This window comes from Brotonthovivens ammoniilytica (genome assembly GCF_025566885.1).
GTDB classification, from domain to species: domain Bacteria; phylum Bacillota; class Clostridia; order Lachnospirales; family Lachnospiraceae; genus Brotonthovivens; species Brotonthovivens ammoniilytica.
The window spans coordinates 540,862-565,304 of sequence record NZ_JAOQJQ010000001.1 but is presented as its reverse complement, the minus strand read 5'-3'; the positions used below and the strand labels follow the sequence as shown (position 1 = coordinate 565,304).

21 protein-coding genes are annotated in these 24,443 nt (G+C 42.1%); 4 read left to right on the top strand and 17 right to left on the bottom strand.

Translation table 11 applies throughout. From position 1 onward, the window contains the following. Positions 1–10: 10 nt before the first annotated feature. From OCV88_RS02520 to OCV88_RS02485, 8 genes are all read right to left on the bottom strand, one after another. Positions 11–1,675 (bottom strand): putative polysaccharide biosynthesis protein, encoded by a 1,665-nt coding sequence (locus OCV88_RS02520; RefSeq protein ID WP_158424061.1) that lies wholly within the window; start codon positions 1,673–1,675, stop codon positions 11–13. A 31-nt stretch (positions 1,676–1,706) separates the two neighbouring features. Beyond that, on the bottom strand, positions 1,707–2,792 hold the full coding sequence (locus OCV88_RS02515; RefSeq protein WP_158424059.1) for a DUF3048 domain-containing protein: 1,086 nt from the start codon (positions 2,790–2,792) through the stop codon (positions 1,707–1,709). 10 nt (positions 2,793–2,802) lie between these two features. Continuing rightward, on the bottom strand, positions 2,803–3,297 hold the full coding sequence (gene ybeY / locus OCV88_RS02510) for an rRNA maturation RNase YbeY (RefSeq protein WP_158424058.1): 495 nt from the start codon (positions 3,295–3,297) through the stop codon (positions 2,803–2,805). A gap of 20 nt (positions 3,298–3,317) precedes the next feature. Continuing rightward, positions 3,318–4,304, bottom strand: coding sequence for a PhoH family protein (locus OCV88_RS02505; RefSeq protein ID WP_158424056.1), 987 nt, complete (start codon positions 4,302–4,304; stop codon positions 3,318–3,320). Further along, positions 4,267–5,529, bottom strand: coding sequence for a sporulation protein YqfD (gene yqfD, locus OCV88_RS02500; protein ID WP_158424055.1), 1,263 nt, complete (start codon positions 5,527–5,529; stop codon positions 4,267–4,269). Before yqfD ends, OCV88_RS02505 begins: the two co-directional genes overlap by 38 nt. 9 nt (positions 5,530–5,538) lie before the next feature. Further along, positions 5,539–5,784 (bottom strand): YabP/YqfC family sporulation protein, encoded by a 246-nt coding sequence (locus tag OCV88_RS02495; protein WP_262590606.1) that lies wholly within the window; start codon positions 5,782–5,784, stop codon positions 5,539–5,541. Between the two features lie 234 nt (positions 5,785–6,018). Then, positions 6,019–6,477: a (2Fe-2S)-binding protein gene (locus OCV88_RS02490; RefSeq protein ID WP_158424052.1), complete on the bottom strand. Its 459-nt coding sequence runs from the start codon at positions 6,475–6,477 to the stop codon at positions 6,019–6,021. A 1-nt stretch (position 6,478) separates the two neighbouring features. Then, positions 6,479–7,270, bottom strand: coding sequence for an FAD binding domain-containing protein (locus OCV88_RS02485; RefSeq protein ID WP_158424051.1), 792 nt, complete (start codon positions 7,268–7,270; stop codon positions 6,479–6,481). Between the two features lie 246 nt (positions 7,271–7,516). Between OCV88_RS02485 and OCV88_RS02480 the strand changes: the two genes are divergently transcribed. Both OCV88_RS02480 and OCV88_RS02475 read left to right on the top strand, forming a co-directional pair. Beyond that, positions 7,517–8,038, top strand: a complete 522-nt coding sequence (locus tag OCV88_RS02480; protein ID WP_158424049.1) for a phosphate-starvation-inducible PsiE family protein — start codon at positions 7,517–7,519, stop codon at positions 8,036–8,038. 78 nt (positions 8,039–8,116) lie between these two features. After that, positions 8,117–8,485 carry a nuclear transport factor 2 family protein gene (locus tag OCV88_RS02475; protein ID WP_158424048.1) on the top strand — a complete coding sequence of 123 codons (369 nt, stop codon included), beginning with the start codon at positions 8,117–8,119 and terminating at the stop codon, positions 8,483–8,485. Positions 8,486–8,492: 7 nt separating this feature from the next. On the opposite strand, the gene OCV88_RS02470 is transcribed toward OCV88_RS02475, so the two are convergent. Further along, complete coding sequence (locus tag OCV88_RS02470; RefSeq protein ID WP_158424047.1) at positions 8,493–8,894, bottom strand: GNAT family N-acetyltransferase; 402 nt, start codon at positions 8,892–8,894, stop codon at positions 8,493–8,495. A 201-nt stretch (positions 8,895–9,095) separates the two neighbouring features. Between OCV88_RS02470 and OCV88_RS02465 the strand changes: the two genes are divergently transcribed. Both OCV88_RS02465 and OCV88_RS02460 read left to right on the top strand, forming a co-directional pair. Continuing rightward, positions 9,096–9,560 carry a TspO/MBR family protein gene (locus tag OCV88_RS02465; protein ID WP_158424045.1) on the top strand — a complete coding sequence of 155 codons (465 nt, stop codon included), beginning with the start codon at positions 9,096–9,098 and terminating at the stop codon, positions 9,558–9,560. 122 nt (positions 9,561–9,682) lie between these two features. Continuing rightward, positions 9,683–10,549: an EamA family transporter gene (locus tag OCV88_RS02460; protein WP_158424044.1), complete on the top strand. Its 867-nt coding sequence runs from the start codon at positions 9,683–9,685 to the stop codon at positions 10,547–10,549. Between the two features lie 30 nt (positions 10,550–10,579). Here OCV88_RS02460 and OCV88_RS02455 read toward each other — a convergent pair whose 3' ends face one another. From OCV88_RS02455 to OCV88_RS02420, 8 genes are all read right to left on the bottom strand, one after another. Next, positions 10,580–11,527, bottom strand: a complete 948-nt coding sequence (locus tag OCV88_RS02455; protein WP_158424043.1) for a hypothetical protein — start codon at positions 11,525–11,527, stop codon at positions 10,580–10,582. 186 nt (positions 11,528–11,713) lie between these two features. Next, positions 11,714–12,037 carry an MGMT family protein gene (locus OCV88_RS02450; RefSeq protein ID WP_158424042.1) on the bottom strand — a complete coding sequence of 108 codons (324 nt, stop codon included), beginning with the start codon at positions 12,035–12,037 and terminating at the stop codon, positions 11,714–11,716. A gap of 183 nt (positions 12,038–12,220) precedes the next feature. Further along, positions 12,221–15,445, bottom strand: a complete 3,225-nt coding sequence (gene carB / locus OCV88_RS02445; protein ID WP_158424041.1) for a carbamoyl-phosphate synthase large subunit — start codon at positions 15,443–15,445, stop codon at positions 12,221–12,223. Between the two features lie 160 nt (positions 15,446–15,605). Next, positions 15,606–18,035 carry a glycoside hydrolase family 3 C-terminal domain-containing protein gene (locus OCV88_RS02440; protein WP_158424040.1) on the bottom strand — a complete coding sequence of 810 codons (2,430 nt, stop codon included), beginning with the start codon at positions 18,033–18,035 and terminating at the stop codon, positions 15,606–15,608. A gap of 26 nt (positions 18,036–18,061) precedes the next feature. Beyond that, positions 18,062–18,826 (bottom strand): EFR1 family ferrodoxin, encoded by a 765-nt coding sequence (locus OCV88_RS02435; RefSeq protein WP_158424039.1) that lies wholly within the window; start codon positions 18,824–18,826, stop codon positions 18,062–18,064. Positions 18,827–18,875: 49 nt separating this feature from the next. Next, entirely contained in the window at positions 18,876–21,101 is a 2,226-nt protein-coding gene (locus OCV88_RS02430) for a bifunctional metallophosphatase/5'-nucleotidase (protein WP_262590605.1), read from the bottom strand. A gap of 116 nt (positions 21,102–21,217) precedes the next feature. Further along, the gene (locus OCV88_RS02425) at positions 21,218–21,715 is read right to left on the bottom strand and encodes a CarD family transcriptional regulator (RefSeq protein WP_158424038.1); all 498 of its coding nucleotides are present in this window, start codon (positions 21,713–21,715) and stop codon (positions 21,218–21,220) included. A gap of 229 nt (positions 21,716–21,944) precedes the next feature. After that, positions 21,945–24,443, bottom strand: a complete 2,499-nt coding sequence (locus OCV88_RS02420) for a Hint domain-containing protein (protein WP_262590604.1) — start codon at positions 24,441–24,443, stop codon at positions 21,945–21,947.

Below are 24,443 nucleotides of genomic sequence, written 5' to 3'. Positions count from 1 at the left end.
ATATCAGATTCTATAAAAGATGAAACTTTTTGGCAATCCGGATAATAACCGTTCCCTTAGGAAAGCTTTTCAGCTCTTCTTCTGTCAAAGCTTTAACCAGAAGAATTGCAGCAAAATATACAATGATTCCCACTAGAATCCCAACAACGGTCCATACGGCATTGCTTGGCAGCAGTTTATTTCCAAAGAAATATACGCCATATACAATAACGCCCATAATTACAGAAGCCGCCGCCGGTTTTACAAATGTTTTCATAATATCCGGACGGTAACCGGAATAGCGCTGTACGGAAATCCCGTTTAAAATGCACATAAGCAGTGCAAAAAACGCAGTAGATAAAACCACCGCATAAATATTTAACCGGAACAGATACATTAAAATCAACAGGCAGGCAATATGTCCGCCCAGAGCAATGATGGCATTGCGCACCGGAATGATCATGCGGTTGATTCCCTGGAGAATTCCGTTGGACAATGTGGATATAGAATAAAACACAATGGAAACAGCACCAATTTGAAGCAGGCGCTCTGCCAGCTCTCCGCTCTCGTGAAACAAAAGCTGCAGAATCGGGGATGCCAGAACAATAAATCCTACCATACAAGGGAAGGCAACAACCATCACAAAACGCATGGAGGAATTAATTTTTGAACGCACTGCATTTTTATCTCTGTTGGCAAACGCCGCCGTCAGACTTGGCACCCCGGAGGCTGCAATTGCAGAAGCAATAGAAATGGGAACATTAATAAGTACTTTATATTTACCTGCAAATATCCCCCACCATACAGAAACAGTATGAGAATCATATCCCTGAATGGAAGCTATATTCTTAAAAATTCCCTGATCAATAATAGAACTGATATTATATATCGTGGTACTCAGCAGTACCGGTGCGATTGTAAGAACTAAAATCCTGATAATTGTCTGGTAGGATTCCTCCTTCACAGTTCCACGTTTGATTTCCCGTCGTTCCGCCCGCTTCATAGAAGGGCGGTAAATTACAAATACAAACAGCATAAATGCCAGACCCACAGCCGCACCAATGCTGGTGCCAAGGGTTCCTCCGGCTGCACCATAGGCAGCGCCGTATGTATCCGCATTTCCAAGCACCGCTCCTATCCGGGTACCGTATCCGAACAATACAAAAGCTGCTCCCACGCTGACAGCCGCATTTACAATCTGCTCTAGAATCTGGGATACCGCACTTGGAATCATGGTTCCGATTCCCTGAAAGAAACCGCGGATAACGCCGAGAACAGCTACAATAATTAATGTAGGAGCAAGAACTTTTAACGCAAAAATACTCATGGGAGTTTTAAATACTTCACTGGTAAGAAAATCTGCGGCAAAAAATACAAAGATGCAGCCGGCAGTACCGGTAATTCCGGCGATGGCAAGAGCTCCCTTTAATACTTTATGGGCATTCTTTTTCTGACCGAGAGCCATTCTGGCAGAAACCATTTTGGAAACTGCCAGAGGAAGGCTGTAGGAAGAAATCAGCAGCATCATACTGTAAATCTCGTATGCACAGCTGTAATAATCATTTCCCACATCCCCAATGATCGCCTGTAACGGAACTCTGTATAATAATCCAATGATCCTGCTGACAATTGATGCTACCGCAAGGATTGATCCTTGAATCAGGAAGTTTGATTCGCTCTTTTTTCTTGCACTCATGTAACCTTATCCTCTTTTGATATCCTAAGATTTAAAATTCCTCTTTCGTACTGTAAAATCCGATCTTATCCGCATACGTATCCTGCAGGACGCACACCCAGGTCTTTCCCTGGTTTAATGTAATCTCCGTTCCATCTTCCAGAAAATAACGGGTAGGTTCTGACTGAGATTCCTTTGACCAGGTAACCGGAACAGCTTTTCCATTGGTAATATAATATCCTTTCCCTCCGGAAGTGGTATCTACATCCAGATACCCATACTTTTGATCTATCACTTTCCAGTCACAGATCTGTAAAAGAATATTTTTACATGAAAGCTGTGAATTGTCAATTGCATCTACCTGCTTCTCCTTATATTCATAGCGGTAATACAGCCCGTCTTTATCATTATATTCAAACCACGGGGCATTCTGACGATAACCCGGGCTTACAACAACAGCAGCTTCACCCTCCTCTAACTGTATCTGTTTGTCATCATCTTCATTAAATTGATAATGTCCTTTGTAATCCGAAGATACCTTTGTATCATAGCCTTTCATTGCAATAGCCGCCTGAATATGTTCTCCGTCTGTATAGGAATTATGAGGCGCCTTTCTTGTGGAATCTCTCAGATAAAGCTCTCTGCTTAACTTTGCTTCCATGCCGTTTAAATTATCCACATTATCCTGGCTCAACACATCTTTCGCATATTTTGACTGTCCGTAATGTGCATAAATGGCATCAAATTCCAGCGCCCAGTCTACATAATAGTGGCGGCAGCTGCGCACAGACATAATTTTTTCTGCATCTTTATAATCCTGAAAAACCGCCATAATTCTTGTGAGCGCCCCCTCTACCGGAGCCTCTATTATGACATCTGCAGCTGAAATCCCATACTGTGGCAGCGCCTGAGGGGTATTTCCAAGCATTACGGCAAGGGGCCTTGTATCGGCCAGCTCTTCATCTACCCACTCTCCGGTCAGAATGCTTCTGGCCTGTCCCTCATGAATATCTTTTTCTTCTGAAACGCTGGCACTTACAGGATCACTAGAAACTTCTGGTTCTTCTTTTTTTCCGCATCCTGACATCAGAGTAGTCCCCAGTGCAGCCAGAAGCAGACACAATACTATTTTTTTCATCCTTCTATCCTCATCGAAATATTTTTAAAGCATCTAATATCATTTTCTGGTGTGTTTCCATCACAGAAGCCTCCTCTGGTTCCATATGATCATAACCAAACAGATGAAGCATACTGTGCACAATCAAAAACGCAAATTCCCGCTTCTGGCTGTGTCCATATTCTTCTGCCTGTGCCTTTATCCGGTCCGCTGAAAGGACAATATCTCCAAGCATTACCTCTCCAGTATCCGGATTTATCGTATCATACTGCTGCTCAATCCCGGAAAAATCTGCCGGGGATGCATACTCGATCATAGGAAACGACAGCACATCTGTAGCCCTGTCAATCCCTCTGAATTCCCGGTTGATTTCCTGAATCCTGATATTATCTGAAATGGTCAGATTTACCTCGGGATCATATGGAAAATTTTCCATTTCCACAGAACACCGTATCACCTTTTCTGCCAGCTCCTTATAGTGAAACTGAAATTTTGCCTGTACCTCATTTATAATATTAATTGTCATCTTTTTGTCCTTTATTCAGCCTAACGCTTTTTCCTGCTGTTTTTCTTTTCATTTTTGGATTCAAAATCTTCATAGGCCTGTACAATTTTCTGCACCAGCGGATGTCTTACCACGTCTTTGCTGGTCAACTTGCAGATTCCGATTTCTTTTATATTTCCCAGCACCTTTAAAGCTGCATCAAGCCCCGATTTTGAGCCGGGCGCCAGATCTTTTTGTGTGGCATCCCCGGTAATAACAGCCTTAGAGCCAAATCCAATCCGCGTCAGAAACATTTTCATCTGCGCCGGTGTGGTATTTTGGGCCTCATCTAAAATAATAAATGCATTATCCAGCGTCCGCCCCCTCATATAGGCAAGGGGAGCAACTTCTATCAGACCCTTTTCCTGATTCCGCATAAAGGTTTCCGCTCCCATGATCTGATACAGCGCATCATACAGCGGCCTTAAGTAAGGATCTATTTTACTCTGCAGATCCCCTGGCAGAAACCCCAGCTTTTCACCTGCTTCAATAGCCGGCCTTGTTAATATAATTCTTCCCACTTCCTCCCGCTTAAAAGCGGTAATAGCCATGGCCATAGCCAGATAGGTCTTCCCGGTTCCCGCCGGTCCCATGCCAAACACGATCATCTTTTCCCGGATCTGATCTACATAACTTTTTTGTCCCAGGGTTTTTGGCTTTACCGGCTTTCCCTGTATGGTATGACAGATGATATCTTGATCCATCTCCAGAATCGAACTGCCCATAGACTGGCTGTTCAGATCCAGAATATAGTTTACATTCTGTTCTGTGATTTCATTTCCTCTTCTAGACAGCTCTAGCAGCTGCAAAAATACCTCTTTGGCACTTGCAGCTGCTTTGGACTCTCCCATAATTTTTAATCCCTGATCCCTTACTACAATGGTCACATTTAATGCCTTTTCTATCTTTTTCAAATAAGAATCAAACCGGCCAAAGAGATTGGCCATGTGCTCAGTTGGAATTTCCATTTGTTCCTGTGTCAATCCCATTTTCTTCCTGCCCTTCTTTTTCTTCTAACTTCCGTTTTTCTGTCTGCTGTGTCTTAGAAGCTTTTTCTAAAACCTTAAGCTTTCCGGAAACTGTAATTTCCGATTTATCAAAATTAATCTTAACACTTTTTTCCAGAATTTCAAAATCTTTTTCCGTTAACTTTTTGCAATATAATTCCAGATGTCTGCCTGCGGTCTGTTTTGCCTCTTCTTCTGTATATGTATGTTTCTGGGGAGAAAGTTCGTTAATCTTCGTCCATTCAAGCTGAATGGGCAGATAAAAGTCTTCTCCAAAATGAATGGTTTCCAGCTTTGTGAGTTTCTCAAAATCAGTAAATGTATTTTTACGCAGGGCAATCTCAAACCTCTTTTTTTTCGTACAAAATGCCAGGGCATATCTGGTTTCCCCTGTTTCTTGATATCTGGTCTCAACGGCAGGGAATTTATCTTCATAGGGCAGCGAGCTTTCTACATATACATCGGCATCTGCGCTGCAATACTGGTAACCGGACACTTCCCCCGCGTCATTAAAAATCTCCAGGCACCCGCTGACAAGCACATCTCCGGCCTTTACCTGATCTCCCTTTTTCACACACGGGGTTCCCGCTCTTGTAACAATGGAGGTTACCGTGCCATCATACTGAGCCACCAGATCTGTTCCTTCCGCCTCCTCATCATCCTTTTCCCTTTCGGCGGCAACTTCCTGAATATCCACAACCAGACGGGTTCCTTTTACGTTTACTGATACCCAGATAATATCCGGGTAATCTGTCCGAATCTGCTTTTCTATTTCTTCACATTTCAGATCTTTTTTCCGGCTTCCGTACCCCACGCCCTGTTCCTCTAAATATTTTGTCAGCGTCTGGTCGGAAAAATAGGAATTACCATCAATCTGCACGTTCCAGATGAAACGGGACATTGTAAATAAAAGAAGCAGTGCCGCCGCAATTCCCACAAAGAAAAACTTATGTTTCCGGTACCTGAAAGCCATAAACGGGAAACCGCTCTTTTCGATGATATGTATCTTTGTTCCTGTTTTTTTCAGAATCGGTTTCAATTGTCTGAATGCCTGAATGCTGATATAAAATTCGTATCCATTTTTAGAGGGCAAAAGATCCCAGAGCAGAATATTGCGGTTGCTGCAAAGATTTAAAAAACGTTCCGGAGAATAACCGGTTACATGTACATGCAGATAACCGTTAAAAAATTTCATCAGACGAATCATAACAGCTCCTTACATAATATAACTTACTTGCTGGATATACCCGGTAATTTTCATATTATCATTGGTATAATAATCGATCTTTAACGACCGGCCGGTAACTTCCATCTGACCACCTTTGATTGACAGACGGATCCGGTCCTCCCCATAAAGTAAAATTCCACGATAATTTTCTATTTCAATCTCACTCTGCCCTGTAATATGGACTAATACAGCCCCAAACATCAGGTCTTTGGGAAGCTCCAGTCTGTGGACCATTTGTTTTTTCCATTCCTTGGATTTTGATTTCTTCATAGAAAAATTATATGTATGAAATTTGATTCCTATTCAGGATTCAGATACAATTTCCTGTCTATTCAAGTTTCGCTTTCGCGAAACTTGGTGCGCGATTCGGGTCAGCTTTGCTGACAATATTCTATTATAGAGGCGGGAATCATCTCACATCTAATATAAAAGCCGCCAAAATATTGGCGGCCCTTTTCCTGCGTTCAATTATATTATGTTTTTTCTGTTCAGATAAGCTTTTACTGCCCTTAAATGACTGACATACCCGGTACATCGGCAGAGGTTTCCTGACAGATATTCTTTGATCTCTTCTTCACCTGGCTGCTTCAATTCCCGTTCCATAGCAAGGACATTCATAACGAATCCTGGATTACAGTATCCGCACTGGTCTGCTCCCTGTGCAGCCATAAAGTGTGCAAACTCCTCCGCTTCCTTCTTAAGTCCCTCCAGGGTCACAATTTTTTTATCCTGGACTCTTACAGCCAGAACACTGCAGGACAATACCGGCGTTTCATCCACCCATACCGTACACAGTCCACAGTTTGATGTTTCACAGCCTCTTTTTACGCTGTAGCAGCCTTTGGAGCGGAGATATTCCAGCAGCGGCTGATCCGGCGCTATTTCATCTGTATATTCCTTGTTATTTATCCATACATGCAGACGCATCCTACACTTCCTTTCTGATCTTTTCACAGCACCGCAAAAACAGTACCTTTGCCACATGTTTTCTATACTCTTTCGAAGCACGCCGGTTACTGCCAAAACTCAGATTTTCAACTACATTTTGAATGGTAAGATAAAGCCACTCTCTGTTAGAAAGACAGGCGGCGTCCACATCTGTTATCTTCACCACTGATGCCTTTGCCGGACGGGCGCCAATACTGACAGTCAGCGCCTTCTCCCACAAAGCTACGCCGCAGGTAATAAGAGGAAGATCTGTATCGGTATTGCGTTCTGAAAGATATGCCGCACAAATAAGATTTTTACTAACAAAAATCTTCGTCAAAATCCGTTCATCCGGCTGCATATGTACAAATTCAGAAAGAGGCATTCTGCCCGTAGGATACAATTCCACCTCCGCGTCAAGGGCAAGAAACAGTGTTATCACATCCGAAAAGCCAAATCTTCCGGCAATACTTCCTCCCACAGTGGCACAGTTGCGAAACTGAGTTCCCACAATATGCCGCAGAGCTTCTTTTACTGCTCCGCTGCAAAGTCTTGAAAGCCCCTGGTGCAGTTCCAGCTGGCGCAAAGATACCATGCATCCAATTTCAAACTCCTCTTTGGTCTCAGTAATCTGATCAAACCCAAGTGCTGACAGATCAATTGCCGTCTGTATAGGAAAATCACAGCATTTCAGCCAGACTCCTCCCCCTAGTATTTTATTTTTCTTTTTCTGATTTAATTCATAAGCCTGTTTTAGACTTTCTGCCAGGCAGTAATTCTGAATAGCAAGCATAACATCCTCCATCCGGTATGCACAAATAATGCAATTTATCTTACGAAAGATTATATCCGGTATTCCTGTTTTTTACAACCCGTTTCCGGCACTAGACCCTCTTCCACTTATTTCATTCAAGGTTTCTTTCAGTTTCCTTTCCCCTCTGCTTTTCACAACCCGGATTCTATGCTATACTTTGCCTAGGTTTTGTATGCCGCAGACACAGACGGCACATTGAATACACAAAAAGGAGAATATCCCAAAATGAAAAATACACATAAACATTTTATCAAATATCTGGAAAGCATTGGACGGGCTATTGAATTGATCCTGGCCGCTGCAATTATAGCAATTGTTGTTTTGTCTATCATCCAGCTTTTCTATGATCTGACACAGATACACGTTTTTGACATGCACGCGGACTTCTTTTCCGACTTTCTTGGAAAGACTCTGGCTCTTGTTGTGGGCGTTGAGTTTATAAAAATGCTCTGTGAGCATTCTGCTGATTCTGTGATCGAAGTACTGCTGGTGGCAATTTCCCGTCAGATGGTGGTAGAACATTTAGACAGTATGCAGACATTAATCGGAGTTATTGCTGTTTTTATTTTGTTTGCAGCCCGCTGGTTTTTCCAGCAGAAAAATCCGAGAAAGAAAAAAAGTATTTTCGGCAGAAAAAATTCTGCATCTGCTATTCCAGAATCTGAAATGCCAGAATCCGCTTCTTCCGATTCTATATCTTCGGAAGCCCAGATACAAAAAACGGACGACTTTGATGAATTGGATTAACAGAAAACAGCTGCAGCGCAGACGTTTATTTGATAGTTCTAATATCTGCAAAACAAACTAAGAAATGGAGATAACGATATGACAAACAGAGAACTGATTTTAAAATTTTATGAGGAAGTATTTAACAACCGCAATCTTTCTAATCTGGATCAATATATGAAAGAGGATTATATTCAGCATAATCCAACAGCCCCCACCGGGAAAGCAGGATTCTTAAAGTTCTGCGAAAAATTTCTTGCCATGAAGCCCAAAATGGAAATTATGCAGATCATTGAGCAGGATGATCTGATCTGTGTTTTTTTCAAATGCACTATGCTGGAAAATGGCATGGAAAATAAAGTATTTGACCTTTACCGGATAGAGGACGGTAAACTGGCGGAACACTGGGACTGTGTGGAGCACAATATCGGCGCAGTCAAACCGGTTCATGAAAACGGGTTATTTTAGATTTTCATTACATCTTTTTAATATACATAGCTGCTGAATCCTGACTGTGTACAAAGTCTTCTTTTTCATAAAAATCAATTAAACCACTGTGCTCTGCGATTAAAACTACACACAGATTATCTTTATATCGTTCTTTCGCCAGCCCAACAAGCTTTTTGCCAATTCCTTTTCCCTGGTATACGGGGTGAACCAGCACATAGTGAATGTAAGCTGTCATCCCGCCATCACCGATGGCTCCCAAAAGTCCTGCCAGATTTTGGCCTTCCCAGGCAGTGATCACAGTTTCGTAATTCTGCAGTGCTTTATAAAGACGCGTGGGATACTTCCCTGAGTCCCAGTGGACTGCTAAAAACAATTCTTCCAGCTGTTTCTGAGAAAACTGCCGTTTGCATGTATATGTAATTTCCATATTTAATCTCCTGATTCTCTCTTAACCATACATTTTATGTTCGAATAGAAACTGCCATACCCCTAATACCAAAAAACTATCACTTTTCTAAGAATAAAAAAACCTGTTATTTCGTATTCTTCCTGGTTATGCATAACCTTTTTCAAATTACATAAACTAGGAAATAAACAGATTTTATATTTTGAAAAAAGGAGCATACTTATGCATTTTAAATTTAAATCACTTATTATCAGCATTGCCATTACACTGGCTGTAGGCGCACTGTCAGGATTTATTACCCGCAATGATATGACCCATTACCAGTCACTGAATCAGCCTCCCCTTTCTCCTCCCGGAATTTTGTTTCCGATTGTCTGGACAATTCTTTATATACTAATGGGAATTTCCGCATGGCTGGTTTATGAATCTGCAGATCCTAAAAATCTAAAGGCTCTTTTATTATATGGAATCCAGCTGATCATAAACTTTTTCTGGCCAATCTTATTTTTTAATTTTTCCTGCTACTTTGGCGCACTTCTATGGCTCATTCTCCTGCTGATTCTTGTTATCGTTATGATTTGGAAATTCATGCAGATTTCCAAATGCTCCGGTATCCTGCAGATTCCGTATCTTCTCTGGCTGTTATTTGCATGCTATCTCAATATTGGTATTGTGCTGCTGAACTGATAGTATCAAATGGGCATGTTATCTTTGGCCTTCATCTTCTCTTCATATATGTTATAATAAAACTGATCAAACCGTCAAACAAGATTTGATCAGTTTTAACATTGATCAGGAGGTATACATTTATGTGGATAATACTTGCCTGCGGCTCCGCTGTCTTTGCAGGTATTACTTCTATTCTTGCAAAATGCGGAATAAAAAGGACAGACTCTGACCTGGCCACGGCTCTTCGAACAATTATTGTTTTTTTATTTTCTCTGCTGATGGTCTCTATCGCAGGTTCCTTTAAAACAATCAGTCAAATCAGCTGGCATTCACTGCTGTTTCTCATTATTTCCGGTATTGCCACCGGTGCTTCCTGGCTTTGTTATTTTAAAGCTTTATCCACCGGTGATGTTAATAAAGTTGTTCCTATAGATAAAAGCAGCACAATTCTGTCTATGCTGTTTGCCATAGTGATCTTAGGGGAAACCAGCCGCCTTCTGGTAAAAGCAGCTGGTATGCTGTTTATTGGCTCAGGTACCTTTCTTATGATTGATTACACAAAAACAAATCTGAAAAAGTCTTCCGGAAACTGGCTTATATATGCTTTACTGTCAGCTGTTTTTGCGGCTCTGACCTCTATTCTTGCGAAAATTGGAATTGAAAATGTAGAGTCCAATCTTGGCACTGCCATACGCACAGCAGTTGTTTTGATTATGGCATGGCTGATTGTATTTGCCCGTGGAAAACAGTCTGGAATAAAAAATATCTCACAAAAAGAGCTGGTTTTTATAATACTCTCCGGCATTGCCACTGGCGCTTCCTGGATCTGCTATTACAGTGCAATACAATCAGGAATTGTCAGTATCGTAGTCCCTGTTGATAAACTGAGTATTCTTGTATCTGTTCTGTTTTCCGTTCTAATTCTAAAAGAAAAAATTTCCAAAAAATCCGTTTTGGGACTGATTCTTATTATTTTCGGAACACTAGCCATGGTATTCTTCTCATAAGACAAAGAAATTTTAGAAACTGCAGTCTAGTTATCCAAGATCACTTACATAGGCATCCACAGCTTTATCCCAGTATGAAAATCTGGGATCCGTACGTTTATCTGTCAGTATATTCCCATAGGTATGTATCAGATACTTTCCCAGATATTTCATGGCACGCTGTGCACCGTATACATTATAATGATTTCCATTATCCCTGAAATCATTTGCAAAATCCACCTGATAATCCGGGGAAGATACATTCATATCCAGAAAATCAATATTATTTTTATCTGCATATTCCTGGATAAAATTGTGTTTTGCATAAGTCCAGGTAGTTGCATTTGCAAATTCTATAAATACTACCTCTATCTGATTTTCCCGGCAGATTTTCACAAAACGATCCAATTGTTCCAAAGCTTCACTTCCGGGGCTTTTGGGCTTTTGTGTACTGTCCCCCATATAGTCCCCCGGATGGTAACCGGAAACTTTTTTGCTGAGGAAAAAACCTTTGGAAATATCCTCGCTTCTCATTCTGGGCAATTGATAAAAATCTCTGAATTTTAATGTATTCCATCGGTAATGATAAACAAAGGGCGCTAAAAGTGTCTGATAACAGTTTAGCATCCTTTTGCGGATATACAAACAGTCCACATCTAAAAAGACAATCTTTGGTTTCTGATACTTCACCGCCTCTTCTAGCAATTTATTAATTTTATCTATTGGCTGCAGACAGGCGCCTGAAGCGTAAGATGTAATTCCAAATTCCTGAAACAGCGCTACAGGAGAAAAGCCGGAATATACACCGGAATGTCCAAATGCAATTACATCAAAGGCTTTTTCTACCGGTTCAGATAAAAATCCTTTTGACTCATAATACTTGCTTCCTCCTTTATCCGATAAATCTTTCGGGACAAATATAAAACACAAATATGCATAAACGCATAATATGATACCTAGACAAAGAAGGATTTTCTTTCTTCTTTTTCTTCTTTGCATTTTTACAGCTCCTCTACAATTCTTTCCATCCATTTTTCCGTTTTTATTATGCTTTTATTGTAGAACAGCTTTCTTTCCAAACTCCTGTATAAATTCTTAATACTTCCTAAAGACAGCAAAAGATTCTGTGTATCATGATTTCTATTTATATCTCTCTATACCAGTGGTATAAATAATGTTCTGGTATCAGCAGTCCCATTGACAGCGCTTTAAATCCACGTGCGTACAATTTTTAAAAGGCACATCCTCCAAAAGGAGCAGATCTCTTTGTTCTATCCATCCGGGAACCAGTCTTCCCGCATGATTTACAACTCTGTGACAGGGATAGGTTCCGTAATATTCTGCCATACTAAGAACTTTCCCTACAAGTCTCGCATTTTTATCTCTTCCAATCAGACGGGCAATCTGTCCGTAGGTAGCCACATTCCCCTCCGGAATTTCTTCTACTACAGAAAGGATTTCATAAATCAGATGCTCCTGTAGAATTTTTTTGTTCCTCTTATTTTCCATAATCGCAGCTCCAATCTGTTTTTGTTTTTCAGTTATGTTTACAGCTAAAACAGGGAAATCCGACGATTATTCATAATCTGTCAGATTTCCCTGTTTTTTAATGATTTGTTATCTTGATTCAGACGGCTGCCAGGTGCTTTATATGAAACATGACAATACAGCACCTCTTACTCTTTTCGTATCCTATTTGTCTGTGATCTCTGCATGATATTCCTGCAGAGATTTTAATTCACTGATTCCATGCTTTTTCAAAGACCTGATTCCGCTGATAGTAGCTTTCGCCGCAGCCATTGTTGTCATATAGGCGACCTTCTTTTTGATTGCAGCTTTTCTTAAATAACTGTCATCTGCTTTCCGTTCCTGACCAACCGGAGTATTGATAATTAAATCAATTTGACCGTTTGTAATCAGATCCAGCATATTGGGTCTTCCCTCCTGAAGCTTATTAACCATCTCAGCCTCAATTCCAGCTTCACGAATCAAATCACAGGTGTGTCTAGAGGCAATAATCTTGAATCCTGCATCTGCAAAATCTCTAGCCAGATCTACAACTTCCGGTTTATCCTTGTCATTTACAGAAATAAGCACGGTTCCTTCCAGGGGCAGCTTTGTCTGGGTGGCTTCCTGAGCTTTATAGAACGCTTCTCCATAATACCGTGAAAGGCCCAGAACCTCTCCTGTAGAGCGCATTTCAGGTCCCAGTACCGGATCAACTTCCTGGAACATGTTAAAGGGAAATACAGATTCTTTTACTCCATAATATGGAATCTGCTGTTCTTTTAATCCGGGAACCGGTGATGGTCTGCCTGTCAGTTCCGATGTTACAATATCAATTGCCAGAGGCACCATGCGGATATTGCATACTTTTGATACCAGCGGTACCGTACGGGATGCCCTTGGATTTGCTTCCAGAACATACACTTTTCCGTTTTCAATGGCATACTGCATATTCATCAGGCCTTTTACATGCATTTCCTCCGCAATCTTTCTGGTGTATTCCTTGATTGTTTTCACATTTTCTTCTGAAATATATTTTGAAGGCACAATACATGCGGAATCTCCGGAATGAACCCCTGCAAGCTCAATGTGTTCCATAACAGCGGGAACAAATGCATGGGTTCCGTCGCTGATGGCATCCGCCTCACATTCTGTAGCATGTCCCAGGAACCGGTCAATTAAAATTGGTCTGTCAGGAGTTACTCCTACCGCAGCTTCCATATAACCGGCCATGCTGTCCGCATCATATACCACTTCCATTCCCCGACCGCCAAGAACATAAGAAGGACGAACCATAACAGGATACCCAATCTCATCTGCAATTTTTAATGCTTCTTCTACATTGACTGCCATACCGGACTCTGGCATGGGGATTTCAAGCTTATCCATCATTTCCCGGAACAGATCGCGGTCTTCCGCCAGATCAATCACAGATGGAGCAGTTCCAAGGATTTTTACTCCGTTTTTCTCCAGATCAGAAGCCAGATTTAACGGTGTCTGGCCGCCGAACTGCGCAATAACCCCAACGGGTTTTTCTTTTTTATAAATGCTTAACACATCTTCCAGTGTCAGCGGCTCAAAATAGAGTTTATCTGATGTATCGTAATCGGTTGAAACAGTCTCCGGATTGCAGTTTACAATAATGGTCTCAAATCCCAGTTTCTTTAAGGCCAAAGATGCATGTACACAGCAGTAATCAAACTCGATTCCCTGTCCAATCCGGTTAGGACCTCCACCGAGAATCATAATCTTTGGTTTGTCACTGGCGATTGGATTTTTATCCTCTGCATTATAGGTTGAATAATAGTAAGCGCTGTCTTTTGTACCGCTTACATGAACACCCTCCCAGGCTTCTTCCACACCAAGGGCAATTCGTTTTTGGCGCACTTCATCTTCTGTTACATCCAGAATTTGACTCAAATATTTATCAGAAAATCCGTTTTTCTTTGCCGAAATCAGGGCTTCATCAGAAGGCAGATGGCCTTTCTTTGCAAGCAGGGCTTCCTCTTCCTCCACCAGTTCTTTCATCTGCTCAATAAAATAATGTTTTACTTTTGTGATTTCATGGATTTCATCCACGGAAGCGCCTTTTCTTAAGGCTTCATACATAATGAAATGACGTTCGCTGGATGCCTGGATCAGCATCTTTAAAAGCTCTTCCTTTGATTTTTTATCAAAATCCTTAGCATGTCCCAGACCATAGCGTCCAGTCTCCAGGCTTCGGATTGCCTTCTGAAACGCTTCTTTGTAGGTTTTCCCGATACTCATAACTTCGCCTACCGCACGCATCTGGGTTCCCAGCTTATCCTCTACGCCCTTGAACTTTTCAAATGCCCAGCGGGCGAACTTGATTACCACATAATCTCCGTCTGGAACATATTTATCAAGGGTACCGTATTTTCCACATGGAATATCTTCAAGAGTCAGCCCGGTTGCAAGCATGGCGGAAACCAAAGCGATAGGAAAACCGGTTGCTTTGGATGCAAGTGCAGAAGAACGGGAGGTTCTTGGATTAATTTCAATAACAATGTCCCTGTCTGTTTTCGGATCATGGGCCCACTGCACATTTGTTCCTCCAATAACCTGAATGGATTCCACAATCTTATAAGATTTTTCCTGAAGACGCTTCTGCACTTCCTCTGAAATGGTAAGCATTGGCGCAGAACAGAAAGAATCCCCGGTATGCACGCCTAAAGGATCAATATTTTCAATAAAGCAGACCGTAATCATATTGTTATTGGCATCCCGGACAACTTCCAGCTCCAGCTCTTCCCAGCCAAGGATGGATTCTTCTACCAGAACCTGTCCCACAAGACTTGCCTGAAGCCCTCTGGCGCATACGGTCTTTAACTCTTCTACATTATAAACAAGACCGCCGCCGGCGCCTCCCATTGTATATGCAGGACGAAGTACAACCGGATATCCAAGCCGGTCTGCAATCTCTAAAGCTTCTTCCACAGAATAAGCCACTTCGCTCCTTGCCATCTCAATGCCAAGACTGTCCATGGTTTTCTTAAACTCAATCCGGTCCTCGCCACGTTCAATAGCATCCACCTGAACTCCAATAACCTGAACATTATATTTGTCCAGAATCCCTGCCTGTGAAAGCTCTGAACATAAATTAAGACCGGACTGTCCTCCAAGATTTGGCAACAATGCATCTGGTCTCTCTTTTGCAATAATCTGCTCAATTCGCTCTACATTCAACGGCTCAATGTAAGTTACATCTGCTGTTTCCGGATCTGTCATAATAGTTGCAGGATTTGAGTTTACAAGTACGATTTCATACCCCAAACTTCTGAGGGCCTTGCAGGCCTGGGTTCCTGAATAATCAAATTCACACGCCTGACCAATGATGATAGGACCGGAACCGATTATCAGTACTTTATGGATATCTTTTCTTTGAGACATCGTATTTCCTCCTGTTTGTAAAGTCTTCTGAATTCAAAAATAATATCTAAGATGAAGCTTTCCCGTTCTCTTTACAGGCATGATTCATCCTCCTTGTGATATTATACACCAAATGGGAATCTCCGCAAGGAGTAATAAAGGAAAAAACCTGATTTTTTTCTCACCGGCCCTGCCCCTTTTCCAGAATTTTTCTGTATTGTTTTTCTGTTTTTTGTTTCCTTAAAAATGCGCTGACAACATTTCTGATACCTTTCAAAACCTGTCCGTTTACAATCTGTACCAGTCCTTCTGCCATTTCCATATTGATGAAACCTCCTGTCAGTTTCGCCATGCTGCGAAAAGTCATGTTATAGATAAACAAAATATTCAGACCTGGTTTACCTAGGCGCTGTCTTCTGTTTATAAGCCGTATAAGACAGCGGCACACAAATCTGGCTCCCCGGTTTCTGGCATAAATCATCTGACTGACGGTATCATTTCGTTCAAGCGGTTCCTGCCAGACGCCGTCCGGGACGGGATATCCAAGGAGACATTCGAACTCTTCCTTTGAAATCTGGGCAGCTGCCCCTTTATAATAATTTTCCATCTCCTCTCTCTGATATGGGAACAGCTTTGTTGTCCCTTTTACTTCAAGCTCTGCCATCAGCCGGATATCCAAAACATCTGAACCGATCATAATCTGATACCTGCCGCCTTCCACCTCCCAGCTATTTGTTTTAACATTCCAATACCGAAAGGTCTTATCATCAAAGAAAAGTGTAATTTGTTTTGTTTCTCCGGCTTTCAGAAACACTTTCTGAAACCCTTTTAATTCTTTTGCAGGGCGAAAGATCTGACTATCCTTCCTTCCTATGTACAGCTGGGCTGTTTCTGCGCCGTCAAAGCAGCCAGCATTCTTTAAACAAAAGGTTGCCCCCTCTTGGGACAAAGAAAGATCTGAATAAGCAAAATCCGTATAAGACAGTCCGAACCCAAAAGGGTAACGTACAGGAATCCCGGCAGTTTCATAGTATCGGTATCCCGTATAAATGCCTTCTCTGTATTCGGAATTTTTTCCCGTTCCGGGAAAATAGCTGTATGAGGGACAGTCTTTGTAACAAACAGGATAGGTTTCACTGAGTTTTCCGGAAGGATTTACCCGCCCGGTTATCAGATCGGCCACAGCTCCTCCTCCGGCTTCTCCTAAAAGACCTCCATACAGGATGGCTTCACAGCAGGATTCCCAGGGCGCCTCCACCGCAGAGCCGCCGCTTAAAATTCCTACAATATGTGAATTGACTTCTGACAGTTTATACAGCAGGTCAATCTGATTTTGAGGAACTCTCATATGGCTCCGGTCAAGGGCTTCGGACTCACTTGCTTCTGTCAGGCCAAAAAAATATAAAACAACATCTGCACCTGCCGCTGCCTTTAAAGCTTCCTGTTCCAGTTTCCGGCTGCTTTTCCCATTCCGGAGATATCCATGTGCCCAAGCTGTTTTAAGACCGGATAAAAAAAGCTCATCCTTTGGTGTATCCAATAAAACCGGACGCACCAGTGAGGATCCCGCTCCCTGATATCTTGGTGAAAATGCAAAGTCGCCGATCACAGCTGCCTTGCATCCAATTTTCAGCGGCAGAAGATGATTCTCATTTTTTAACAAAACGCAGCTTTGGGCCGCTGCTTTTCGGGCAAGCCTGTGATGTGCCTTTTGTGAATATAAATCACCGGTCTTTTGCTTTTTACTTTTTAAATCCAGCACTGCCCGCAAAAGCTCCAGCACTCTCTGGTCTAGTACTTCTTCTTTCAAACTGCCGTTTTCCACAGCTTCCACCAGTTCTTTTGCAGAAGAAAGCCCGGATGCCGGCATCTCCAGATTCGAACCGGCTTTTGTTCCTTTTACATGATCATTAGAGCCTCCCCAGTCTGTAATTACGATCCCGGAAAATCCCCATTCTTTCCTGAGAATCTCCCTTAAAAGATGCTCATTTTCATTGGCATATGCTCCATTCACCCGGTTATAGCTTGTCATCACGGCTTTGGCTTTTCCTTCTTTTACCGCAATCTCAAAGCCGGTAAGATATATTTCCCGAAGTGTGCGCTCATCAACCACCGCATTTACAGACATCCGCCTGCACTCCTGATTATTTACCGCGAAATGCTTTATACAGGCATAAACGCCTTTTTTTTGGATGCCTCTTACATAAGCCGCCGCCATTTTCCCCGACAGGCAGGGATCTTCTGAAAAATATTCAAAGTTTCTGCCGCACAGAGGATTCCGTTTAATATTCAGTCCCGGGCCAAGTAAGATCTGCACATCCTGTAAAACAGCCTCTTCTCCCAGAGCGGTTCCGATTTCCTCTGCCAAAGTCTCATCCCAGCTGTTGGCCACTGCAGATGCCGTTGGAAAACAGGTGGCCGGAAGCGAGGTTCTAATTCCAAGATAATCCCCCTGCTTTCCCTGACGCCTCAAACCGTGGGGTCCGTCTGCACAGAACACAGAAGGAATGTCCAGTCTCTTTATATCTCTTGTCTGCCACATGGTTTTCCCGCTTAACAGCGCAGCCTTTTCCTCCAGGGTAAGTTGTCCAAGAATCTCTTCCGGTTCCATAACATACACTCCGTCACTTTTATTTCCTAATTTAGAAATAATTCATTTTCTTTCCGTTCACTGCAGGCTTTTTTCATCTTCTGAGAAGCCAGCCATACCAGTTTTTTATCAATTTTTCTTGCCTGCTTGGGACAGACAGAAATACAGTGCATACAGGAAATACAGTGTTCTGCATTTACTGTATCCGGATTCTCTCTTGGAATAGCTCCCACAGGGCAGGCCTCCGCGCAGGCACCGCACCGGTCACAGTTTCTGCCGGCTTTTGGTTTAAAGGGAACTCCTGTATATTCTTTCAAAGGTTTGTTTCCGGGAACTTCTGCTTCTGTCCGTTCCTTCGGGTTTTTATTCCACATTTCTGCAATCTGAACCGCAAATGTTTTCAGCTGTTCCTGATCTTTGGCATCCGGTCTTCCTGCCGCAAACTGATGCATAATCGAATGCTCCGCCACCGCTGCAATAGCCGCCACGCAGCGAAATCCCGCCTGGTCTGCACATTCTTTCAGCTCTAGAAGGGTATCATCATAATGACGGTTCCCATATACAACTGTCAAAACAGCGGCCGCCTGATTTCCATTCATCTCAGACAGGTGCCGCAGCACAGGTTCCGGAACACGTCCTCCAAAAGAAGGAACAGCAATCAGGCAGATATCATCCTCATTAAAATCGGCCGCCGGCAGTTTTCTTCTCATCAAATCAATCTCTGTTTTTTCAAAATTCCATTCCTCACAGATCAGATCTGATACTTTTTTTGTTCCCCCTGCAGGACTGAAATATATTTCATATAGCTTCATCTTCAACACTCCATTCTTGTACGATAAATTTGTTTTTTCCAGCAGCTTATCAAATTTTCTGTTTTACTTTTGCAGTCAGAAGAACAATACCGGCAGCTCCCGCTCCAGATACGATTACCCAGAAAATCAGGAAAGATTCATCACCGGTTTTTACAGCTTCCGATTCAGATACGGTTTCCATATTCGTTTCCGGATTTTTATTCTCTTTTTCTGTCTGATCATTGGGTATCTTTGGTTCCTCTGACGGTGGATTTTTCTCAGTCTCCCCTTCGGTTTCGTCTGCTATCGGATCACAGCTTCCATCCGAAAGAAATGTAAGTACCGGTATCTGGCGAAGATCATCCTCTGCAATTCCAAGTCCCGTATAATTATCTACATAGATTTCTTTTTGTGCATCAGACAGCCGGATTCCATGTCCGCCGTCAGATACCTGTATTTTCAAAAGGCCCTGCGCATCTGTAGTTCCATTTGTACGTTTTCCTCCGTCTACCCGGTAAGAAAGCTCTTTATTTTCCAGAGGCACCCCTGCTTCATCTGTAATTTTTACAGAAACTGTATAATCTTTTGGCTGGTACACACTTCCTGTGTAGGAAATCCGGCCCTGGGTTCCTGCATACTGATCCATAATTCCCTGTGCCAGACACTGCTTTAAATACTCCTGAATCGTCTCTAATTCTCCGCCGGCCTCTCTGTATTTGGGAAGATCTGCCAGCATGGTATAATCATTTCCGCCGCTCATAATATAATTATTACTTACCAGAAGAATAGCAGTTTTTGTATCATTCCGGTCCAAAGCTTTTTTCTGTCCGTCCAAAGTTACCGAAACTACTCTGTTTCCATTCTCTCCATCCGGATTAAATACAACCTTAAATCCGCCAATCTGCAGAAATCCGCCGGAAATCTGCTTTTGAAGAAGCATTCCGGTATTCTGGTCCTGTCCTGCAAGAAGGCTTCCTGACTGCTCCATCATCTGATACAAAACAGCCGGCGTAATTTTTTTCATATACAGTGTATTGGAAAAAGGAAAGGTAGAAATCAGATCCCCTTTTGTAATGGTTCCGTTGGCTACTGCTTCCCGGATACCACCTCCATTTTCAACGGCGATTACCGGCATCTGTTTTTCCTCTTCGGTTCCATTACTCTGAACAATTGCGGTACCGGCATTCAAAAAAGCATCCGCCGCAAAGTTTCCATAATTGGTTTCTACCAGCCGTGTCATGGCAATGTCGCCAATCCATCCTGCCCATAATGTTGTCTGAGCTTCCCCGGCTTTTTCCTGCAGTAAATCCGCCTGTGAATCTGTGATCTGCTGCAATTTTTCTTCCACGGAGCTGCTTGGCCGGATCTGGTTAAGATCAGATGGTTTTAAAAGCTTTTCTGTAACAGCAGTCACCTCTTCCCCTGTAAAGGTCAGCGTCAGCTCTCCTACTGCACTCATGCCATAACCGGTCTGAACAATCTGTACCCCGTTAACAGTTTCATTTTCCAAAGTATGACTGTGTCCGTCGATGATAGCGTCCACTTTTCCTTCATATGCTCCGGTAAGGCTTTCTGCAAGTTCCGGTGCCGTACAAGGAGCATCGCCATTCCCAAGATGGCAGACCGCCACAATGGCATCTACATCCGCGGCCTCCAGTTCATCAATTTCATCCTTTGCAATTTCTGTTTCCTCTAAAAACTCAAGGTCTGAAATTCCGGAAGGATTGGTAGCTGTTGCGGTCTGAACTGTTGTAAGGCCGAAAAATCCAATCTTTTTTCCATTCCGTTCAATAATCGTGTGGCATCCAGAATTTCCTTCCTGCACGCCTTTTAAAAGCGGCGCCCCGTCTTTATATATGTTCGCTGCCAGAACCGGAAAATCAGCCAGACGGACATTTTTCAGAAAAGCCTCTGTTCCAAAATCAAATTCATGATTTCCGGCAGTCATCAAATCATAACCAGCAAGATTCATCAGCTCTATCACATCATTTCCCTGGGTCAAAGATGCAATGGGCAGTCCCTGGGTGGCATCTCCTGCATCTACAAGAATAGAATCCGGATCTGCCTCTTTTAATCCTCCCACAAGAGCCATTCCCACTACATCCGTTCCGTCACCGGTTAGGTAGCCATGGGTATCATTGGTATGATAGATGGTAATATCCGTTATCCCATTGTCTGATATTTTCATATCAGTGATGTTATCTTCTGTTGTCCGGGTATTTTCTTCTGCAGACACAGCCGCCGGAACAAATACCATTGACATAGCAAGAAGTACTGCTAACAATTTTCTTTTCATAATTCCTTTCCCTTCTAAAATTTCCATATGTATCATTTACTTTTATTACCTGTCAAAAAGCAGAGCGTTACAATAACTTCTGCCGCACTCTGCTTTTTGATTTCTCTGTTTTTGTTTCAATGCACCTTTTCCATAATCAGCTCTTTTACTTCCTCCCTGTCAATGCCAAGGGAAACAGACAGCTCTCCATACAGATTCATCTGTGCCATATGAAAGTATCGCTCATCCTGTGAAGTAATTTTTTTGCCCTCAGATTTCCGCTTCTGTTCTCTTAAATAGATGGTCTTTATCAGCTTTACAAGTTCTCTGCAGTCACATTTCTGAAAAGAAGCTCTGTAATCTTCCTCTCGTTTTTTCTCATTTTGGATTCCCAGCAAACTGGTTTTTTCCATTTCATCAATAAGCTGCCACGCCTCCTTCCGGCTCAATACCGGCCGCATAATTACTTTCTGATTATCCACAGGCGTAAAAATCTTTCCTCTCTGATCATAACAGGGCTGCAGGGTATAATACAGTCTGTCCCTTAAAACCCCCGGAAGATCTACCCTTCCTACTTCTTCTACCATACATACGCCAATGTTTCCATAAACAATGTAGTCTCCTAGCTGAAACATACTTCACTTCCTTTCTGATTGAATCCGAAAACTATTTTCAGACTATATTATTATTTTAACCATTTTTTCGAAAAATTGTAATATTTTTCCGAAATTTATGATTTTTCTATTGGTTTCAGAAATTTCAATCAAAAGGATGCCGTATGTTTTGAGTATAACAAAAAAATTCCTGTTTCACAACAAACTCCCTAAAAACCGGCAGCAGACCATATTCACTGACAGAAGTTATTTATTTTTTTATTTGTTCTTTTGTCAGCTGTTTTATTTCCTCAATCAAAGCATTTACCTCCTCCCTAATTGGATCCGGTTTTACTTTCGGCACCTCATTCTGCGCAAAAAAATCGCCGGACCAGTAACCGTTTGCTTCTAAATAATGCGCACAATTTTCATCATCAAAAATAAAGTTATAAACATAATCTTTGTACGGTTCTTCATGAACTTCTGTTATTTCTGTAGTTCCATAAGGAGTCATAAGTATATCCCCTGGTTTTAATGTTCTTGCACTCGCCCTTTCGCCATTCCAATTTTTTCCATCAAATACCTTCATTGCATGTCCTCCGGAAACCCTTATATTATTTCCATCGGCTGTAATAATTTTAAATATCGTTGGATCCATCCCTTTTAATACATCTTTCACTACAAGATTTTTATCTCCAAATACCCAGAGCTTATCTCCGATCCTAATTTCATCAGCTCGTTTTAAAATTCTTTCTCCTGTCCGAATAAGCGTTTCTTTTGCATAGCATCCCCAGTAAATGACAATTGGCGGAATATACACGTTCAGCTTTCCTTCTGTACTGACATAATATTCACTTCCCTTTGGTACCTCATCGGCGCTGATGACAGAAATATAATATCTATCATTTTTTCTTCCTACCCGCGGTTCATGCTCAACATTCAGAACGAATCCTCCATTCAAATAGCATTTGTGGGAACTGTCATCCAGAAAGCCGCCTGAAATATTGCAATCCCAGTCATAAGGGCTGATACTAGAGTCATTGGGATATTTCATATCAAAACTTGCACTGTTTGCAGCAGAATCAAATTCAATATCTCCCTGCTCATTTAAGATTCCGCCTAAGTCTTCAAGTCTTGTATTATTATGAAACGATGCCACACAACTTCTGCCCCTTGAAATATTGTAGTCAAGATAAAAAGGACTATACTTGCCCTCGCCGTCTTGATAAGAATCAATTGCTGCGTTCAAAACTTTCTTTTCTGTATTATGAAAGGCAATTTTTCCTGTAATTGGAATAATTGTACGCAATAATCCTTTATCAAATTGATTCTTAAAATAATAGCCATCCTCGTCATAATAATCCGCAGCGGAATATGCCTGGGACGAACTAAGCGTCCTGCCATACAGAAATATAATATCCCCTGCTTTTTTACTATGCTGCCAATGAGGGTTTGTAATCTCTATTTTATCAATATAAGATTCCTGCTCTGTATTGTCGAAGCTGACCACATTTCCGGCTAATTCCGCATAAGTTATGGAACCGTCGTGATTTTCGTATGTTACATCCGCAGACAATTTAAATCTTCTTCCGTTGAGTTTTTCTGCCGGAAATATATCGGTTTTGATCTTGTTCAGCGTTCGCATAACGTCCCCTTCACCATATATGGAATTATTATAGATCACTTCCTTTGTATCTTCATCTTTTATTCGAACTGAAACCTGATATGCAGCCGGTACCGGAAGATTATGGCCATCTGGATAATGGATAATATTGGTAGACGAGTTGGCATAGGACAAACTGACATCTGCATACATCTGGTAAAAATTATATACCGTATTTCCGTCTTCTTTTACCAATTCATTTGTTTTACAGTCAGATACGCCGCTGACTCCAACCCGCTCAACCTGTGTAATGTTTCCATATATCCTTACCTCTTGGGCATCACACTCATTTGCATTTATACTCTGAGCCTTTTTTCTTGTTTTCAGAGCTGCATCCCATATATGCGGAAATTTTTTCAGCTTCTTTTCACCGCCATGCTTTTGAATGAATATTCTGAAATCCCGATCATCTGCAAAATTCAATGTATGAGCGCCTGTTCTTAGGTTATCCTGGGATTCTTCGTAAACCTCCTCATCATTTATCGTACATCCCCCATCCGGATGATGAATCGTGACTACAGCATCTTTTCCTTGTAAACCGCCGTTGCCTCCGTCTCCAAACTTCCCGCCGGCAGTCCCTTTTTGTCCACACTCTCCGCCGATTCCATATCCGCCTGTGCTTGTTCCGCCGCTGCCTCCTTTTCCTCCGCTCCCGCCTCGAAATGAATAAACATATGCATAGCTTGTTGATTCCGGATCTTTTCTTTCATAGGTAAAATCCACTTTGGCTCCGTCACCGCCATCACCGCCATTGCCGCCTCTGCCTCCGTCTGCTCCTTCTATTCCTTTTCCGCCTCTGCCGCCATTGCCGCCGGAAGCTTTGATATGAATATCTCCCACCAGATCAGATACCATTATTTTGACATTTCCTCCGGCTTCGCCTATGGTTCCGTCCTCTCCTGAACCATAGGCTCCATCTCTGCCATCTGCCCCGGTAACTAAAATATCAAAATCACAATGTCCCGGATACTCTTTTTTGTTGATCAAGCAGCCAATCCGGAGTTCTTCTAGTGTATTCGGAACAACAATGCATCCATTTTCTCTTAACTCAACACATTCCAGATTTTTTTCGACCTCGTACATATCAGTAATTACTTTTTTCTCCAT

What these genes read in the sequence shown, in the direction of transcription:
- OCV88_RS02470 (WP_158424047.1), bottom strand. Translation starts at nt 8,894, where the DNA reads ATGGAAATTACATATACATGCAAACGGCAGTTTTCTCAGAAACAGCTG.
- OCV88_RS02425 (WP_158424038.1), bottom strand. Translation starts at nt 21,715, where the DNA reads ATGTTTCAGCTAGGAGACTACATTGTTTATGGAAACATTGGCGTATGT.
- OCV88_RS02435 (WP_158424039.1), bottom strand. Translation starts at nt 18,826, where the DNA reads ATGAAGCTATATGAAATATATTTCAGTCCTGCAGGGGGAACAAAAAAA.
- OCV88_RS02515 (WP_158424059.1), bottom strand. Translation starts at nt 2,792, where the DNA reads ATGAAAAAAATAGTATTGTGTCTGCTTCTGGCTGCACTGGGGACTACT.
- ybeY (WP_158424058.1), bottom strand. Translation starts at nt 3,297, where the DNA reads ATGACAATTAATATTATAAATGAGGTACAGGCAAAATTTCAGTTTCAC.
- OCV88_RS02520 (WP_158424061.1), bottom strand. Translation starts at nt 1,675, where the DNA reads ATGAGTGCAAGAAAAAAGAGCGAATCAAACTTCCTGATTCAAGGATCA.
- OCV88_RS02480 (WP_158424049.1), top strand. Translation starts at nt 7,517, where the DNA reads ATGAAAAATACACATAAACATTTTATCAAATATCTGGAAAGCATTGGA.
- OCV88_RS02495 (WP_262590606.1), bottom strand. Translation starts at nt 5,784, where the DNA reads ATGGTCCACAGACTGGAGCTTCCCAAAGACCTGATGTTTGGGGCTGTA.
- OCV88_RS02450 (WP_158424042.1), bottom strand. Translation starts at nt 12,037, where the DNA reads ATGGAAAATAAGAGGAACAAAAAAATTCTACAGGAGCATCTGATTTAT.
- carB (WP_158424041.1), bottom strand. Translation starts at nt 15,445, where the DNA reads ATGTCTCAAAGAAAAGATATCCATAAAGTACTGATAATCGGTTCCGGT.
- OCV88_RS02455 (WP_158424043.1), bottom strand. Translation starts at nt 11,527, where the DNA reads ATGCAAAGAAGAAAAAGAAGAAAGAAAATCCTTCTTTGTCTAGGTATC.
- OCV88_RS02490 (WP_158424052.1), bottom strand. Translation starts at nt 6,477, where the DNA reads ATGCGTCTGCATGTATGGATAAATAACAAGGAATATACAGATGAAATA.
- OCV88_RS02465 (WP_158424045.1), top strand. Translation starts at nt 9,096, where the DNA reads ATGCATTTTAAATTTAAATCACTTATTATCAGCATTGCCATTACACTG.
- OCV88_RS02440 (WP_158424040.1), bottom strand. Translation starts at nt 18,035, where the DNA reads ATGGAACCGGAAGAGATTCTTGGACAACTTACCCTGGAGGAAAAGGCT.
- OCV88_RS02460 (WP_158424044.1), top strand. Translation starts at nt 9,683, where the DNA reads ATGTGGATAATACTTGCCTGCGGCTCCGCTGTCTTTGCAGGTATTACT.
- OCV88_RS02430 (WP_262590605.1), bottom strand. Translation starts at nt 21,101, where the DNA reads ATGAAAAGAAAATTGTTAGCAGTACTTCTTGCTATGTCAATGGTATTT.
- OCV88_RS02505 (WP_158424056.1), bottom strand. Translation starts at nt 4,304, where the DNA reads ATGGGATTGACACAGGAACAAATGGAAATTCCAACTGAGCACATGGCC.
- OCV88_RS02420 (WP_262590604.1), bottom strand. Translation starts at nt 24,443, where the DNA reads ATGGAGAAAAAAGTAATTACTGATATGTACGAGGTCGAAAAAAATCTG.
- OCV88_RS02485 (WP_158424051.1), bottom strand. Translation starts at nt 7,270, where the DNA reads ATGCTTGCTATTCAGAATTACTGCCTGGCAGAAAGTCTAAAACAGGCT.
- OCV88_RS02475 (WP_158424048.1), top strand. Translation starts at nt 8,117, where the DNA reads ATGACAAACAGAGAACTGATTTTAAAATTTTATGAGGAAGTATTTAAC.
- yqfD (WP_158424055.1), bottom strand. Translation starts at nt 5,529, where the DNA reads ATGATTCGTCTGATGAAATTTTTTAACGGTTATCTGCATGTACATGTA.